This is a genomic window from Undibacterium sp. FW305-107 (genome assembly GCF_058788535.1).
The window spans coordinates 253,919-270,596 of record NZ_JBYTAV010000007.1 but is presented as its reverse complement, the minus strand read 5'-3'; the positions used below and the strand labels follow the sequence as shown (position 1 = coordinate 270,596).

Sequence of the window (16,678 nt, the reverse complement as noted above, 5' to 3'; positions counted from 1 at the left end):
CAGCATGCAAGGTTCTGGTTTTTATGCATGGTCTATCGTCAGCCCGGCATTGATCTCTGTCAGGCTGCGCATCAGGGTTTCGGAATAATGCAGACCCGCACCAGAGGTGGCATAGATCAGCCTGAGCAGGATGAAATATTCACCATCGCAAAAATCGCCAACAGCAGGTAATTTGTATTTGACCTGCTCCAGGAAACTCAGCAATTGGGCTTCTTCTGCCAGCCATGCTGACAAATTTGCCTCTATCTCTCCATCGGCTGCATTTTCAACCAGACCTGTGCACCATTGCCTGGGGCCACCATTATCTGCAGGCTGCTCTGCGCCTGCCAGACTGATCGTCACCGATGCATCTTCACCCCAGCGCTTGAGCGTCTTGCTGTTATTACTGATGCGGGATACGGCTCCATCGAGCCCCTTGTCATCCGCTGCCAGAGCAAACCTGTCGGCATCAAATTCCTCGCCACCCACTTCGACATAAAAACGCAGTAATTTCATTCTTGCCCCCGTATCCAGGATTAGAAAATGTAGCGCCATGCTCATTCACCTGGCCGCAGGATAAAGCGGCCAGGCCATCCTTATTCTAGTCGTGATTGAAGCTTTTGCAATTTTTATCACCAGGAAATATCCGGCCCGAGGCTTATCGGGCCGGTAGCCTTTCTTAAAAACTACCGGCCTTTGCTCTTGAGAACTGGATTAAAAACGCAGCCCCTCTGTCTTGATGATACTGGCAAACAGGCCATTCAGAGTCATATTGTGATGCGCAATGATGGTGCTGGCGGGCAGCAAGGCTGTGTCATTGCAGCTATGCGCATCTTCTACCAGAATGACTTTGAAGCCCAGCTCGCTGGCGGCGCGGCAATTTGTGTCTATGCAGTACTGGGTTTTCAGGCCAGCGATGATGAGTTCCTGTATGCCTTTTGTGCGCAATTGCTGCAGTAAATCCGTGCCTTCAAAACAGCTGGGTCTGGTCTTTTCAAATACGGTATCCCTTTCCATGTCTATCTGCAGTTCAGGCATGAATTGCCAGTTGGCGCTACCAGCTTCTATGGGCGAGCCTTGCGGGCCGGTGTGGCGCACGGCAAATACCGGCACGCCGGCAGCGTGTGCTTTGGCCAGCAGGTGATTGATATTGGCCAGCACCTGCTCTGCTGCATGGATAGCCCCACTCTGCAACAAACCTACCTGCACATCGATGACCAGCAAGGCCGGGCTTACATACGATTGTTGTTCCATTTTCCAGACTCCTTTTTGCATTCTGCATGGATAAATTGCCAGCAAACAGGCAATAAAAAACCCCGCTCATTGCTGGCGGGGTTTGCTATATCAGGTAAATTTTCAATTACCCGTGATGACTCAATCAAGCCAGGCGCTAGCCTACCCCGCCACTACCAGTGGTAGTGGTAGTCGTGGTGACGGTGAAACCAGTCGTCGTGGTCAATTGAAATGTCATGCAGGGAGTGTAGTTGATAGAACTCATTTCATCAATAGAAATGAGTTCTACAAATACAATAGTCAAGTACCTGGCACATATCACTTCCTCAGGAACTTTGGATAAGCATTGATCTTCGCTTGCAAACGCTGCGCCAGGCCAAAATCTGCCGTCAGCAATTCATCGTGGATGAGTTGTGCTTCGTCACGATAAGAGAGAATCTTCTCGTTGTCCCAGTAATGTGGTGGGTGGTACAGATTGGTGATGCGGTCAGCCATCTTGACCATCCAGATTTCTGCCGGTTGCTGGCGGATGCGGTCGAGGCTGTCGCGCATCTGTTCTGCCTTGGTCGGCAGGCTGGTGTTCTTGGACAGTGCCTGCACACCATCAGCCACGGCCTGGCCAAATTCCTGTTTCAATAATTCGTAGCTGGCACTGGTATCTTCTATGGTGTCATGCAATAAGGCGCATTGCACCGCCAGTGCGCCATCAGCAGTGGTATTCGATTGCAATGCCCAGATGACTTCCATGGCAACGCTGGCGATGTGGTTGATGTATTCCACACGCTCACCTTCCACTTTGCCACCGTAGGTTTGCCCGCTATGCTGGCGCGATGAAAACGACCAGGCTTTTTCGTAGATGTCCGGGGTCCAGTTATTCATTTGCAATCCTTTATATCAATGACAAATTTGAGCTATCCATCCCTACATCGCCACCCATCTGGTACGACGCCGCCGGTCGCGGAACATGTGGATGGCAGAATGCACCATGCCCTCCGGGCTGCCGCTTTCCTGGTATTGCTGGCGCAGGTACTGGGCATCGTTGCCGGTGCGTGCCACTTCGCTTAAATGCGTCAGTGCGGCCACTGCATCCAGACTTTCTGCATGGGGTTTGAGCCTGTTCAGGGTAGCCAGTATGTCTTCGCGCAAGACTGTGCTCTCATAGGTCTTGGGGTGCACAGTAACACCATCAAAACCGAAACGGCAAGCCTGGAAACGGTTGTAGTTATACACCAGGTAATCATCTTCTGCCGGTGGCGGCTCGCGCCTTTCCAGCAGATAGGCACACAGAACTTGCAGGTAGGCGGCCAGTGCAGCAGCTCTCTCCACGTTCAGCGGAGTATCGCAGACGCGCAACTCTATTGTGCCGTATTCGGGCTTGGGGCGGATATCCCAGTAAAAATCTTTCATGCTTTTGACGACGCCGGTTTTTTCCATCTTGCTGAAATAGTCGTGAGAAAACTCATCCCAGTTCAATACGAAAGGGGCCCGCCCTGACAAGGGGAAGGCATATACAGAATTGAGACGGGCAGAATTGAACAGGGTGTCACCACCCTGCACATAAGGTGAGGAAGCAGACAGGGCAATGAAGTGCGGCACATAGCGGTTCAGTGCATGCAGCAGGAACATGGCGTCGTCACCGGATGTACAACCTATGTGTACATGCTGGCCAAAGATGGTGAACTGTTTGGCCAGATAGCCGTACAGGGCCGACACTTCGACAAAGCGTGGCTTGGAAAATATCTTGCGGTCTGTCCATTTCTGGAAGGGGTGGGTGCCACCACCGCAAATGCCTATATTGAGAATGTCGGCGGCCCGCACGAGAGTGTCGCGAATCTCTGTTAATTGCCTCAGGACACCGGTATAACTGGTTTGTACATCGGTGCAGATTTCTATCATGCTCTGGGTAATTTCTGGTGTCACATTACCGGGGAAAGCTCGCTTGGCCAGCAGGTGCAAAAGATCAGGGCTGGCAGCGGTGAGGTCAAAGTCCGACAGGTTGACCAGTTGCAATTCCAGTTCTACTCCCATGGAGAGGGCGTTAGACTGCATGAAGTCTCCGAGTGGCATATTATTGCTCCGTTTCTTCCGGGGTTTCTTTGGCGGCAAACAAGGCCAGATGGGTCAGGATGGGGCCGGCGATTTCCAGTATCAGGGTCATGGCAACCAGGGCAAACCATTCGTCGGTCATGGCCATGCCCAGTTTGTTGGGCTGCTCAAGATTAAGGATCAAAAAGACGGATACCGGTGCCAGCCCCAAACCACTGAGCATGCCCTTGCGCATGGAGATACCGCTGACAGGTGCCAGCAAGGTGGTGACAACGATCTTGCTGCCCAGACGCATGACCAGCAACAGGCTGCCCAGCATGGCACCCGCCAGCACCTGCGCCCACGGTAATGTGGATGCTGCAAAGACGAACAGCACGACTGCCAGCAATTCACCCAGGACACCAAAGTTTCTTTGGGTGCGGCCAAGGCTGATGCGCCTGTGCCTGGCAATCAAGCCAAAACTCAGGGTCGCCAATATCGGTGACAAACCGCTGGCATGGGTGAGAGCCACCAGAACGATAACAGCAAAGGCAAAACCCAGGGTGGCATCCTGTGCCTGCCGGCCACGCCAGCGCAATATCGTGGGCAACAAAATGCCAAATATGGAACCTGCCAATACAGAAGCACAAGCCACCAGCATGACATGCAAACTTTGGGCAGAGGCTTTCAGGATATCACCTGGGCCTTGCATGACCCAGTACACCAAGATGAGTTTGAAGACAAATACTGCCAGCACAGAATTGATGGCCGTCAAATGCAGGATGCGTTCGCTGACCTGGCCTGAACTGCGCTGTTCATTAATCACACGCAATACGGCAGCAGGCGAAGACGACATCGCCAGTGCTGCCAGCAATAGCGATATCAACTGCGTACTGCCGTACCATAAGGCCACACAATACACGGCGGCGAAGGTGGCACCCGCCTCCAGCAGACCTGTAACGGCAACCCATGGATTTAGACGCAACCAGCGCAAATTGATACGATAAGCAAACTCAAACAACATCAAGCCAAAAGCGATATTCGCCAACAGCACCAGGCTATGGTTGTCCAGCGGCGACAGATAATCTGGAAACAGGTTCACCAGCACAAAGCCTGTCAGCGCATACACACTGATACGCGGCAGGTGCAAGAGACGATTGAGAATATCACCCAGCAACCATGCCAGCGCAAGCACGCAGGGCCAGGCCATCTGGCTGATATTGATGGAAAATTCAGTCATGCTGTCTCCCTGCCGGACCAGGCTGTTTTTTTAGAATCGGGTTTCTCTGGCAGCCCGTAAAAAGCTGTCCAGTATGGGTGTGCAATCAAGCAGATCGCTCTGCCCTGTCAAATGAAATTCAGGGTGCCATTGCAGGCCGACGACAAATTTGGCTTTTTGGTAGCGTATTGCTTCTACGATATTATCTGCTGGTGAAATTGCCTCTACCTTGATATCCCTGCCAAGATTTTTAATGGATTGATGATGAATGGAATTAACTTTGGCAACGACACCTGGTGGGAATAACTGCGCCAGTGAAGATTGCGGTGTGAACTGTAATTCATGGCCATGCTGGTCATACAGTTCATTCACGTGGGCAAGTGCACCGGGTACTTCAGTAACGATGTCCTGATACAGACTGCCACCAAAAGCCACATTCAATAACTGGCAACCGCGGCAAATGCCCAGCAAGGGTTTGTCAGCTTCAATAAACTCATGCAAGAGCTCCAGCTCATACATATCGCGGGTGCGATCACCATTCCATTCAGGGCGGGTGGATTGTTGTGAATAACTCTCGGGTGCCACGTCAGCACCACCTTGCAGAACCAGGCCATCCAGATGTCTGGCGTAATCGCGCAAGCGTATATTGCTGGGCCGTATCAAGCCATTGGTGTTGACTGAAGGGATCATGAACACCATCACATCACGCGCCATGACCCACTGCGCGATCGATTCTTCCAGATATTGCAGGGTCTTGCTGGAGAGGCCCTTGGAGCCAGTCTGGGGATGGAATATGCGGGCAGAAACACCTATCTTCAGCGTGCGCTGAGTGATGCCTTTTGCGGTACGCATGGACGTTGCCCGCAAGCGCGCGGTGATCACACGTATCATCGTGCGCCAGGGTGATTCATCAGCCAGGTAAGGTGTTTGTCTGTCGGCTTGATCCTTGGCCATCGGCTGGGCCATGGTTTCTGTCTGAGTCACCGCAATGGCAGACTGAAACGCTGTCGACTGTGTAGCAGGTTGCGTGGTGGGTTGCGTGCTTGTCTGAATAGTCGATGGTACATCCGGTAAAGTGCCCGGTGCAATATGGACAGGCAAGCTTGTTGGCACAGGAGGCTGCACTAGCTCTGTTTTTTTGGTGTCTTGAGGTGCTTGATCATTTTTTTCATCCGGCATGGTATCTATCCATCGCTGATAAGCTGAAATGTGTCTGCATTCTCATGCTGATAGCAAATTACATGAAAAAAAGGCGATGCTACATCAGGGGCAGATATGGAAATTCCCTGTTTTCACCAATGCCACCCTGCACAAATCGCACAAAATGCGCGTAGCAATGGTGTACGCGCCTCCATGAGTGACATACTACACTGCTGGCGAGCCTGGGTCTGTCAGATAACGCCTACCCAGTAGCAAAGATCATTTCCCAGAGCTGCTATGCGTTCTCCCACCTACTCAGTATAGTTCAAATCCATTTTTTTGAAACACACCTGTAACGACGGATAACATCCCGCTTTTATCTGAATTTGATCGTACTCAGGCATCACAGCAAGAACAGCAATGCCGCCACCACCGTTGGTGGCAAAGCACCCAATAGCAATCCCATTGCGCCTATGGATTCATCATTGAAACCGCGTTTCAACAAAGCCACACCTGCCGGGTTAGGAGCATTGGCGATCACGGTCAGGCCGCCACCTGCAACAGCACCGGCGACCAGCAAATATTTCGCCTGGTCGCTCAGGCCCGCAATCAATGAACCCAGATAAGTCAGCGCCGCATTATCAGTAATCGCAGTCAGGCCCAGAGCCGCAAAGAACAGAGTATGCGGTTTCAGGCTCGCGACTATGGGCTGCAACCACCATTGCTGCATGCCACCCAGCACCACCAGACCGGCAAGAAAAAAACCAACCAGTAGCCCCTCTTTTAAAATCAAGGGGCTTTGATAACGTTCATACGCCTGGGTATACCCCATGAAGAACAGGAATAGCCCCAGAAAGAATACCGGATGATGCGCGAACAAGACCACGCCCGCCAGAAAGGCCAGGTGGATCAGGCTGACGATCAAAGGCACAGGTGTAACCGCTCTGTTTGTTTCCGTGTTTTCTGCAGTGATATGCTTACGCAAAAGCAGTGTGACGACAGTAGCGTTGAACAACACGGCGACAGCGGCTTTCAAACCAAAAGTCGCCAGCATGAAAGCGCTGTCCCATTGCCAGGCAGTAGCAACCATCAGCACTGGTGGCGCAGCGTAAGAAGTAAGAGTGCCGCCGATAGACACATTCACAAACAACACACCGAGCGCTGCATACTTCAACCACTCCGGCATGCCCTGGCGGAAAATTCTTGGAGCCAGCATCAAGGCGGCCAGCGTCATGGCTGCCGGTTCGGTAATCAGCGAGCCCAGCAAGGGCACTGCCGCCAGGCCAAACCAGACCATCGCCAACGCATCAGGCACAGGCATGAAGCGCGCCAGCAACTTGAGCATACGCCCCACAATCTCCAGCACCGGGCGCGATGCGGCCACCACCATGACAACAAAGACAAACAGGGGTTCAGTATATTGACGCGACTCGGCGTAAGTTATTGCTGCATCACCACCAGACACCAGGGCCATAACGACGATGAGTACAAAAGCCCAAAAACCAAATACGACTTCCACTTCACCCAGGAGATGGAACAGACCGGCATGCCTGGCATGCCTGTGCGCCAGCACTTCAAAAAACTTGGCGCTGAAAGTGTGCAACAGGGCCAGGCCAAAAATCACTGCGCCCAGGGTTTCCATTAAGCTCATCACGTTCATTCCCGCATAAGTACAGATACATATCTTACACGAGCGTGAGCGTCCTTACGAGTTAAACCGGAGTGGCACAGAGCGATAAAAACCTTGCCATTTAGCATTAAGCAGGGTTCAAGATCGCCATTTTTTGTTGCTCACCAATGCCGGGGGAGTACAGCAATCCAGAGTGTAATCACATCCCGGCAAACCTACGCATTGCCATAGCCTGCAGAATACTATCCTTGATACAACCAACCAGGGCACACAAGACAAATGCATCTGCCATACCCAGTTTATATTCAGCCCAGTTCCTGGTCATGATCAAGAACAGCGCCAGGAAAAAGAACACGATGCCTGTCCACTGCGCCCTGAGGTTAAGCCTCATCGTCATTGCGCTTGTTTTTTTACTTTCTTCAAAGACCGTATAGGCTTCCAGCATGATAAAAGCCGAGAGCGGCACCCAGAAGCTCCACATCGGTGCACCATCCAAAATACCGTGTATCGTAAAAAATAAGAACACGGCCACATTGGCAAACAGCGCAAGGTGCACAGCCGTTTTGCTGGTTTCGAAAATACTCTTTTTTTCTGTAGTCACTTGCTTGTCCCAAATGCGTTGAATCAGTCAAACTTCTTATCGCAGACAACAACTATATCTGGAAGATCATTTTTTCTTCACCAGATACTTACAAAAAAATTTAACCACTCAAGCCAGCTTCAGATTCGCCACATCTTCTTTAGCAACAGCTTCCCTAACTTCTACAACAGCCCCTTCCGCCAACGACACCACACGTTCCGCCGCATTGATGGTCTCCGGCCTGTGCGCCACCATGATGCGCGTCAATTGCAAATTGCCGAGTGCCTGATTAACCTTATGTTCATTGTTCACATCCAGATGACTGGTAGCTTCATCCAGTGCCAGTACCTTGGGTTGTTTGTACAAGGCACGGGCCAGCAAGACGCGCTGCTTTTGTCCACCAGACAGGCTGCTGCCCATGTCCCCCACCAGGGTTTGATAACCCATGGGCATTTTGGTGATCTCTTCATGAATGGCTGCCAGCCTGGCGCATTCTTCTACCCTGGCCTGGTCGCAATGACTATCGAAGAAAGCGATATTGTCCATGATGGAACCGGCCAGCAAGACATCTTCCTGCATGACCGTACCCACCAGTTGGCGGTAAGTCTTGATGCCCAGCTGGGTGATGGGGATATCGTCTATCAGCACGTCACCTTCTGTCGGTTTCAATAAACCCAGAATGATTTTGCACAAGGTAGTCTTGCCGCAACCGCTAGGGCCGACCAGGGCGATGCTTTGGCCTGCAGGTATGGTCAGGTTGATATCTTTCAATACCCAGGGCTCACCCTCGGCATAGCGGAACTTGATGTTCTTGAGGGTAATCACAGCTTTGATGCGCGAGATATCGGTTTCGATGGCGGTCTCTGCCTCGGCCTCTTCCAGCACAATATCGGCCAGCCTTTCGCTATGCAAACTCAGCATGCGGAAACTGATAAAGACATCAATGAGGCTGGAAATACGGCCAGTAAAAGTACCGGCATAGCTGGAGAATGCCATCAGCATGCCCACCGTCAGAGTATTTTGCATGACCTGGCCAGCACCAATATAAAACAGCGCCAGCCCTTGCATACCAAAAATCAGGGTGTTGCTGACCTTGAAGATGATGGACAGCTTTTGTGTCTTGATATCACGGTTTTGTACATCGATCTTCAGGTTTTGCCAGCGCGACAGGCGTTCAGTCTCACGGCCAAACAATTTCAATGGCGTGACTGCACGCATGGTTTCCAAGAAGTGGGAACTCTCTTTGGAAGACAGTATCAGCCGCTCTTGCGATGCTTCGCGGAATGGTTGGTAAAAAGCCCAGCGCAAGCCAACATACAGGGCAACAGCCCCGAGTACAAGCAGACTGAGTTTAACGCTGTATATAAACATCATGACCAAGGCCAGCAAGGCCATCAAGCCATCTAACGCACTTTCAACAAACATGCTGGTTAACGTACTTTGTATCGCACCTATGGAACCAAAACGCGACATGACATCACCCAAATGGCGCTTTTCAAAATAAGAAACAGGCAAACGCACCAGATGGGCAAACACGCGCGCCGACCATTGCAGGCTGATATCCATACTCCAGCGCATCAAAAACCAGCTACGCGCCAGACCAATGACATTTTGGATGATCATCAACAGCGCAAAACCAAACACCAGCACCACCAGTAATTCTTTATCGCCACTAACTATGACTTCGTCAATGACGAACTGATTGAACAGGGGTGCGCATATGGCAAAAATCTCCAGTGCTAAAGCCAAGACAATCACTTTGACGATGGCCGAACGCAGGCCTACGATATGACCTGTCAAATCACGCAGGGCGACTTGCTTTCTTTCGTCTTTGGGTTTAAACCCAGGGCTGGGTGCTAGCTCAAGAGCCACACCGGTAAAATGTTTGGAGGTTTCTTCCAGCCCAACGCGACGCTCACCTATTGCAGGGTCAAGCAAAATCAAAGTGACTTTGCCACGCCAGTCCTTGCGCACCGCTTTCAGTACCACGAAGTGATTCAAATTCCAGTGCAGGATACAAGGTAAGGCAAGTTGATCAAGTTCATCGAGTTCCAGACGTAAAGGACGGCTACTCAAATGCATGGCAGACGCATGACGCATCAGTTGCGCAAGCGTGGCACCTTTGAGGCTGATGGAGAACTGGCGACGCAGGTCTGGGAGGTCAGTTTGATAGCCAAAGTGACTGGCAACCATGGCGAGACACGCCAGGCCGCATTCGCTGGATTCGGTTTGGAGGAGGGATTTCATATATTAAGACTGGACTGTATTTATGCAAGTTATTTATTTGACTTCAGTCAGCCTTAATTCTTTGATTTTCGAGATGATTGTCGGATTTGGGTCAGTAGCAACTGAGAAATCTGCTAATTCAAATTCATCATAGTAATCTTTCATTTTCTTTAAATAATCTTTTCTTTGATCACCAACTATTCCTTTTACCCCGAGCTCTCTTAATGTATTTGCACTTGGTGCGTAGTATGAATAGACCACCCCTGTCTGCATACCTTTGTCTGAACTTTGGGTAACATCAAAAAGTAAATTAGACATGCCGATAGATTTCAGAAAATTTTTTTCTTTCACACCATTTTTACACTGTGGCGCATCATCATTGTCTTTGCATATGTTCTTATTCAAAGCGCTAGCATTTCCATGAAAACCGAGGATTCCATCAATTTCTTTTCTACTCCCTGACAAAAACAAGTAGTTTGCACACGAGGAAACACAATATCCTTTGACTGCAACATTTAAATTTCTATTTTGTATTTCGGCAGCAATTTTGAGGGCGGAGGAAACGAGTCCACCTGCTGAATTCAAAACTATCTCACTTACATCACCATCAATTTTTTGCATGAATTCATCATATGATTCATGCGTAATATAGCCTTCAAATTTCATTGTATTTTTAGACAACCTCGTCCACTGACACTTGCCAATACAGTCTTTTCTCGCCATTCTCATATACGCCTCGCCCATAGGACCAATTTGAGAGAGTTCTATTTTCCAATCAATATCCTTTTCATTTCTTTTGCAGGCAATAATGGTCAGTGTAATCAGTATGGCAAAAACAACTTTAATTTTTTTCAAAATCGAAACCTCGTGCAGTACTGGGAATTCTTGGTAGACTGTATTAGTCATGATTCAATGCTTTAAATAAAAGTGACAGTTTTCAAAAATTCCATAGAAGTCAGTTAATAGAGCGGCTTTCTAAATTGCATATTGATATTCATAAAGAGGTCGGTCGTTAAACTAACCCCTTTATGACTAATGCTTAAGGTTTTACATATTCAGTGTCAGTTACGACTTTTCCTGTAACTGTGCAAATCTGGTCTCCATCAACCGCACTTGTTTCGCAAGTGTAAGTTGTCGTTGTTACTTTTGAGGCTACGGGAGTAGCAGGCGCGGGATCTTTAAAAAATGCAATTACAGCACTAATAATCGCAGCAGCACCTGCAATTAATGCTACACCAATTGCTGGTGCTATCATTTGCAAATCATCTATGCCACCCAAAGAGTTATTGTTCGCCTTTGGGCCAGTCCAACCGTCATCTTCGTCCCCACCACCAGCCACAACCAACAATTCTTCATTTGTAATCATACGCATTTTATGTTACTCCTATACATGGTTAAGTGAACCATACCTCATGGCATGGCTTTACTGCTCTGTTCAAGGTCTTGACCACCTTGAACGGTATTTCGGGCTGAGTCTGTTGGGTTTTCCTGACAGACTCAGCATCGAATTCTGAAATTCTTTGTTCTACTTCTAGGCGCGCTGGTTCATTGCCAGCACAGGTTCTAACACCCATTCCCAAATCCTGCGTTTATCCTGTATCACATCCGCCTCCAGCGTCATGCCCGGCTTGAGCATTTGTGCCTGCCCGTAGGCATTGATGCTTTGCTCATGCAACCTGACTTTGATGCGGTATAGCGCTTCGTTAGTGTTGAAGCCATTGATGGCTTGCTGGGCATTGCTCAGGATCGTGCTTGCCAGATGCGCTGGCAATTCTGCAGTAGCAAAAAAACGCTGTTCACGCTTGTACGCCTCGAAATTGTGACAAACGCTGCTGTTCTTTTTATTCCGCGATGCGTATCCCTATGTTTTGAGGCGTCAGTTCACTAATTGGTACAGCCTTAATTCTTTTTTTTATGCTGGGCGAAAATAATATGTATTTACTCTCGGAATTTGCTTCTCTTAAAATGAAGATTCCGCCGCTGGAATCATCTGTCGCATACATTTTGTCGAGCAAGTCTGTTGTGATTTTCCCGTCGCTGCGTTCGGATATAGCTTTATTCAATTTGTCTGTGTATTGAACTTGGATTTGACCGACTCCGTCTTTATCGTCTTTACCAATCCAGCGCACGGGATGCAGTAACAACATTGTTTTTTTCCCAGCTGGATTCGCCAATAACGTACGTTCATAACCTAGTAAAAAAATGTATGCACATGCGGATGCACAGAGACCGCGTGCAGAAGTTTTCAATTTCAATTCATCAATGCGTTTCTTGAATTCAAGAACGGTACTTGTTCCGTCATCGTATCCACCAGGGGAGTCCGAAAGTAAAATTTCACTAATATTTGGGTTCACTTTAACGAATTGGTCAAAGCGCTCGACGTCAGCTTTTGAAATGACCCCGTTTATTTCAAATCTTTTGACAGGCACAACATCTTCGCCGAAAGTCACGCTTGAAAGCAAAAGTGTCATGAAAAAAATACTGCACTGGGCAATACGTGTGGTTGCTTTCATTAGATACCTATGCAAAAAGAGTACAGTAAAGTGACGAAAATGCCTGCGAACCCATCAACTGCAAGGTCCGCAGGCAGATTTCTTTGATTAATGGGTCAGATCGTACATGGCTTCCATGCAATCTGTTGATCCGCCACAGCCGCCAATCAGAATCTCAAAGCGACCTTCTTGGCTTGGGTATTCTTCACCCCAGCTGTTTACATTTCCTGAGCGAGTCGCTGCTGCGTCACCACCTGATACGACCGTCAATTCTTCATTTGAAATCAAACGCATTTTGTGTTACTCCTATACTTGGTTAAGTGAACCATACCTCATGGCATGGCTTTGCTGCTCCGTACAAGGTCTTGATCACCTTGAACGGTATTTCGGGCTGAGTCTGTTGGGTTTTCCTGACAGACTCAGCATCGAATTCTGAAATTCTTTGTTCTACTTCTAGGCGCGCTGGTTCATTGCCAGCACTGGCTCCAGCACCCATTCCCAAATCCTGCGCTTGTCCTGTATCACATCCGCCTCCAGCGTCATGCCTGGCTTGAGCATTTGTGCTTGTCCGTAGGCATTGATGCTTTGCTCATGCAGTCTGACCTTGATGCGGTACAGCGCTTCGTTGGTGTTGAAGCCATTGATGGCTTGCTGGGCATTGCTCAAGATCGTCGTTGCCATATTCTGTGGCAATTCAGATGGTGCAAATGGAGTACGACTTACGTCAATAACAGTAGCTGTGTGCAAACCGAATTTTTGGTAAGGGAATGCTGCATAGCGTATCAACACTTCTTGCCCTAGCTGGATGAAGCCTGCTGTGCGGCTGGGTACATACAGATGCGCCTCCAGCAATCCCGCTTCTGTTTTGCTGGCATTGCCAGCATTAGCGGTCTTGATATCAACAGGAATCAGGCTGGCCAGCACTTGCCCGGCATTGATGGCTTGCCCTGGCTGGTTCGTTAACGCTGTCACCGTTCCGGCTTGCGTTGCTACGATTTGCACAGCCTGGCGGTTGGCATTTTCTGCTGCTTCTTGCTTGAGACTGGCCTTGGCTCTTTCTATCTGTGTCAGGTCAGTTGCCAGGCTATTGGCTAAAGTATCAAGTTCTGATTGCAGGGCGATCTGGTTGGCCTGCAACTGGGTTTTGCTACGTTGCAAGGTGCTCAGGCGCGTGCTGATGTCGAGCAAATCTTCCTGCTTTTGCTGCGTCTGGGCAGCAGACACATAGCCATTGCCTTGCAGGGTTTCATACTTGGCGACACTTTGCTGCGCCAGTTGCTGACGGCGCTGGGCCAGCAGCAGTTCTTGTTCAAGCTGGGTATGCTCCTGGGCCAGGTTGGCCAGTCTTTGTTGCAGGGCTTGCTTTTTTTCCTGGTACTGGCTTTGGCGCAGTCTTTGTTCTGCAGCCATGCTGTCGGCACGGCTGGCAAGTTGCTGGGCTACCAGGGCGGTGATTTCACCCTGGCTGTTCTGGCGCTCTGTACTGAGTGTGAACAGGATTTGCCCGGCTTTGACTTGCTCGCCTTCCTTGACATGGGTAGTCAGCAAAATACCCGCATTGGGCGCCGCCACGCTCAGCTGGCCGCCTACAGGTACAGTAATGCCGGTGACGCGAGCTTTTTTGGTGATGCTACCAAAAGTGATGTAGGCAATCAGGACTGCAGCAATAACCAGGGCAACTATCGCAATTAATGAAGCGGAGAGCGGCTGCGCCAAGCGGATGGAACCCATCCATTGACTACCTAATGCTGCTGTAACTTCTGGGCGGAACAGGGGGCTGGACTTACTCATCACCCACCTTATTCACTGCGAATTGTTGCGATTTTACTGATATCTTCATTTATCTACGGCAATATTTCAAAAAAGCACTTACTCCCTGTGCATTAATTAACAGCATAAATGAAAACCCTGAGGAAATGTCAAACAAAGTTAAAAATATATTTTAAGCATGCTTAAAGACTATTTAATATTTTTCTGCTAGCGTCGCGCGCCGCGTGCGCAGGCAGTTAAAATTGCTTACCCTGATCGCTCCTTGCTCATACAAAGCGATCAGGTCATGAAGGAGCTGTCACCCAACCTCTGGGCATCGTTCTGATGTCCAGGCATTTGTTTTTAAATTCAGTTCCATCAGATGTATGCTTAAAAAATCAGTCCCCTTGCTGCTGCCAGACTGCTTTACCCGACTTCAAATAAATCAAGCCGCTGGCGGAGCCTTCTTTCGCTACCACAATGCCATCATTCTGCAATTTCACAGACTTGGCATGATAGCTGTGCGGCTGCGAACCTTTATCTTCGACATACCAAAGTTCCAGCCAAGAAAAGTCGTCGCCACCATTGCCTGTCACATGCCCTGCACCGACGATGACAGGCCTGGCTTTGCCGTGTGACAAAAAGACGATGCCTTCTTTATTGCTCTTGCTGTCCTTGACCAGAACCGCCAGGTCTCCCTTACCGGTGCCCAGGAAATTGCCACGCCAGACGAAGGGATTGATACGGCTGTTCACCTCGATTGATTCTTGCCTGGACAAGCCATCAAGCTGCTTGTTTGCCCAGTCAGGCAATTGCATCCTGGGCGATACCTCCTGTGCAAAAGCGATGCTGTTGGCGAATAACAGGACGACGGACGCTAATTTGAAATTCATGGCAAAACTCCTGGTAATGATATAAATGTATAAGTATCGTTTGAATAAAAGCCTGCTTTGCTTCAACTGATTATTGCTAATGCTGTCACTACAAATACCTCACCTCAAACTGACGGTCTGCCTCTTCCACGCTGGGTCTTGCCACTTGTAGAACACACTCAAAGAGCCCGGTTTGTCGGCATAATTTTCAACTTGCAGGCTGTCCATGCTGACGACTTCAAAACTCTTTTTGAAGCGGCCTTCGACTTTAGCTTCACGTGCTACCAGCATTTTGTTGGTGCCTGGCACCCAGCCTGCGAATTCTGCATAGCCAAGGTCTGGGTCACTATTCGCTGGGGGCAGGATGTCGATGATCCAGCCCTGGCTGGTCTGGTGGAATAGCCAGAGTTCACGCCAGTTTTCCATGGGTTGCACGGCCAGCGTCAGTGCGGTGTTCTGTGCATTGGCGCGGGCGGATGCGGGCCAGACCACGCTATAAGTGCAGCGCTTTGCCAGCGGGGTTTTGACGTCGTGTTTGGCGTCAGTCAGCATGACACAGGTTTCACCTGGCTGGCCTGGGGCGGTGATGATGTTCAGGCCAGGTTTGGGAATGACTGCGGGTTCGGCTGCCCAACGCGTTGTGCCTGCACGCACACCGGCGTCAGCGTAGGCATACACATCTTCATCGGCGAATTCTTCTTTGTTGACGGCTGCCAGTTCTGTCAATGCGCGGTTGGCGGCATCTTCTACCTTTTCGCCTTTGCGGGCGCGCTGAAAGGCGATGCTGGACCAGACGCTTGCCTTGCGCATGCGCATACGGTTTTTCAGATACTCGGGCAGGCTGGTGGTGTTGACCTTGTCGAGCACATCGGCACGCCACTGGTCGAGGGCATAGCGCTCGGTCGGGCGCATGGTGGGGTCTATGCAATCCTGCCTGGTCAGTGCCAAGGCAGCGCGGGCTTTTTGGTCGGGCGTGGCATTCATGGCCAGCACGCGGCGGAAGGCTTCGCCGTCATAACATAGTTGCATGCGGCCTTCGCGTTCATAGCCTTTGATGTTGATACCGTAATTGGCGACCACTTCCAGGTGGGCTGCAATAGTCGCCTCATTTTGCTTGGGCTGTTTGCTGGATGCACGTTTGGCCAGGCGCTCTGCCATGCTGCCGAGTGCATCAAAAGCTTCGGCACCTATGGCATTGGCGGGAGCAGCCTTGAGGTAAGCAGCGGTATAGCTGATGCCCAGGGATTCTGCACCTGGTGTATCACGCAGAAAGCGGATAACGGCGAAGGCATCCGGTGCATCATCAGGTTGCATGGACACCAGGCGAACTTGCGATGCCTTGATATAGCCTGTCCGTTCGCGCCTTTGGTCATACACTTGCAGGTAGTCGAGTTTTTCACCACGGATTTCCAGGCTGTCGCCCTGCCATAGCACGGCTTGTTGTTGCGCGCCGTCCTTGGGGGCGGCGCGCAATTGTGCCTGGTCTTGTGTGACAACAGCCAACACGGCGACAGCAGCTAAAGTAGCAAACAT

Annotated in this window: 18 protein-coding genes; all 18 read right to left on the bottom strand. The window is 50.1% G+C overall.

The genetic code is table 11. The features are described from left to right. Nucleotides 1–21 precede the first annotated feature (21 nt). Nucleotides 22–495: a hypothetical protein gene (locus AC3WQT_RS17290; RefSeq protein WP_492705460.1), complete on the bottom strand. Its 474-nt coding sequence runs from the start codon at nt 493–495 to the stop codon at nt 22–24. A gap of 198 nt (nt 496–693) precedes the next feature. After that, on the bottom strand, nt 694–1,233 hold the full coding sequence (locus AC3WQT_RS17285) for a cysteine hydrolase family protein (RefSeq protein WP_492705458.1): 540 nt from the start codon (nt 1,231–1,233) through the stop codon (nt 694–696). 136 nt (nt 1,234–1,369) lie between these two features. Further along, on the bottom strand, nt 1,370–1,516 hold the full coding sequence (locus AC3WQT_RS17280; protein WP_492705457.1) for a hypothetical protein: 147 nt from the start codon (nt 1,514–1,516) through the stop codon (nt 1,370–1,372). A 14-nt stretch (nt 1,517–1,530) separates the two neighbouring features. Then, a complete protein-coding gene (locus AC3WQT_RS17275; protein WP_492705455.1) occupies nt 1,531–2,091 on the bottom strand; it encodes an HD domain-containing protein in 561 nt (186 codons plus the stop codon). A 42-nt stretch (nt 2,092–2,133) separates the two neighbouring features. Further along, a complete protein-coding gene (locus AC3WQT_RS17270) occupies nt 2,134–3,279 on the bottom strand; it encodes a YbdK family carboxylate-amine ligase (protein WP_492705454.1) in 1,146 nt (381 codons plus the stop codon). Between the two features lies 1 nt (nt 3,280). After that, on the bottom strand, nt 3,281–4,477 hold the full coding sequence (locus AC3WQT_RS17265; protein ID WP_492705452.1) for a cation:proton antiporter: 1,197 nt from the start codon (nt 4,475–4,477) through the stop codon (nt 3,281–3,283). A gap of 30 nt (nt 4,478–4,507) precedes the next feature. Continuing rightward, a complete protein-coding gene (locus AC3WQT_RS17260) occupies nt 4,508–5,635 on the bottom strand; it encodes a gamma-glutamyl-gamma-aminobutyrate hydrolase family protein (protein WP_492705450.1) in 1,128 nt (375 codons plus the stop codon). A 364-nt stretch (nt 5,636–5,999) separates the two neighbouring features. Continuing rightward, complete coding sequence (locus tag AC3WQT_RS17255; protein WP_492705647.1) at nt 6,000–7,247, bottom strand: putative Na+/H+ antiporter; 1,248 nt, start codon at nt 7,245–7,247, stop codon at nt 6,000–6,002. 178 nt (nt 7,248–7,425) lie between these two features. Then, nucleotides 7,426–7,827 (bottom strand): hypothetical protein, encoded by a 402-nt coding sequence (locus AC3WQT_RS17250; protein ID WP_492705448.1) that lies wholly within the window; start codon nt 7,825–7,827, stop codon nt 7,426–7,428. Between the two features lie 108 nt (nt 7,828–7,935). After that, nucleotides 7,936–10,053 (bottom strand): peptidase domain-containing ABC transporter, encoded by a 2,118-nt coding sequence (locus tag AC3WQT_RS17245; protein ID WP_492705446.1) that lies wholly within the window; start codon nt 10,051–10,053, stop codon nt 7,936–7,938. Between the two features lie 33 nt (nt 10,054–10,086). Continuing rightward, entirely contained in the window at nt 10,087–10,938 is an 852-nt protein-coding gene (locus AC3WQT_RS17240; protein ID WP_492705445.1) for a hypothetical protein, read from the bottom strand. Nucleotides 10,939–11,071: 133 nt separating this feature from the next. After that, on the bottom strand, nt 11,072–11,404 hold the full coding sequence (locus AC3WQT_RS17235; RefSeq protein ID WP_492705443.1) for a hypothetical protein: 333 nt from the start codon (nt 11,402–11,404) through the stop codon (nt 11,072–11,074). A gap of 159 nt (nt 11,405–11,563) precedes the next feature. Continuing rightward, nucleotides 11,564–11,803 (bottom strand): hypothetical protein, encoded by a 240-nt coding sequence (locus tag AC3WQT_RS17230; RefSeq protein ID WP_492705441.1) that lies wholly within the window; start codon nt 11,801–11,803, stop codon nt 11,564–11,566. A 70-nt stretch (nt 11,804–11,873) separates the two neighbouring features. Continuing rightward, nucleotides 11,874–12,545: a hypothetical protein gene (locus tag AC3WQT_RS17225; RefSeq protein WP_492705440.1), complete on the bottom strand. Its 672-nt coding sequence runs from the start codon at nt 12,543–12,545 to the stop codon at nt 11,874–11,876. Nucleotides 12,546–12,632: 87 nt separating this feature from the next. Further along, nucleotides 12,633–12,818 carry a hypothetical protein gene (locus AC3WQT_RS17220; RefSeq protein ID WP_492705438.1) on the bottom strand — a complete coding sequence of 62 codons (186 nt, stop codon included), beginning with the start codon at nt 12,816–12,818 and terminating at the stop codon, nt 12,633–12,635. Between the two features lie 159 nt (nt 12,819–12,977). Beyond that, nucleotides 12,978–14,315 (bottom strand): HlyD family secretion protein, encoded by a 1,338-nt coding sequence (locus AC3WQT_RS17215; RefSeq protein WP_492705436.1) that lies wholly within the window; start codon nt 14,313–14,315, stop codon nt 12,978–12,980. Nucleotides 14,316–14,671: 356 nt separating this feature from the next. Further along, nucleotides 14,672–15,166, bottom strand: coding sequence for a hypothetical protein (locus AC3WQT_RS17210; protein ID WP_492705434.1), 495 nt, complete (start codon nt 15,164–15,166; stop codon nt 14,672–14,674). A 99-nt stretch (nt 15,167–15,265) separates the two neighbouring features. Continuing rightward, nucleotides 15,266–16,678, bottom strand: a complete 1,413-nt coding sequence (locus AC3WQT_RS17205) for a hypothetical protein (RefSeq protein ID WP_492705432.1) — start codon at nt 16,676–16,678, stop codon at nt 15,266–15,268.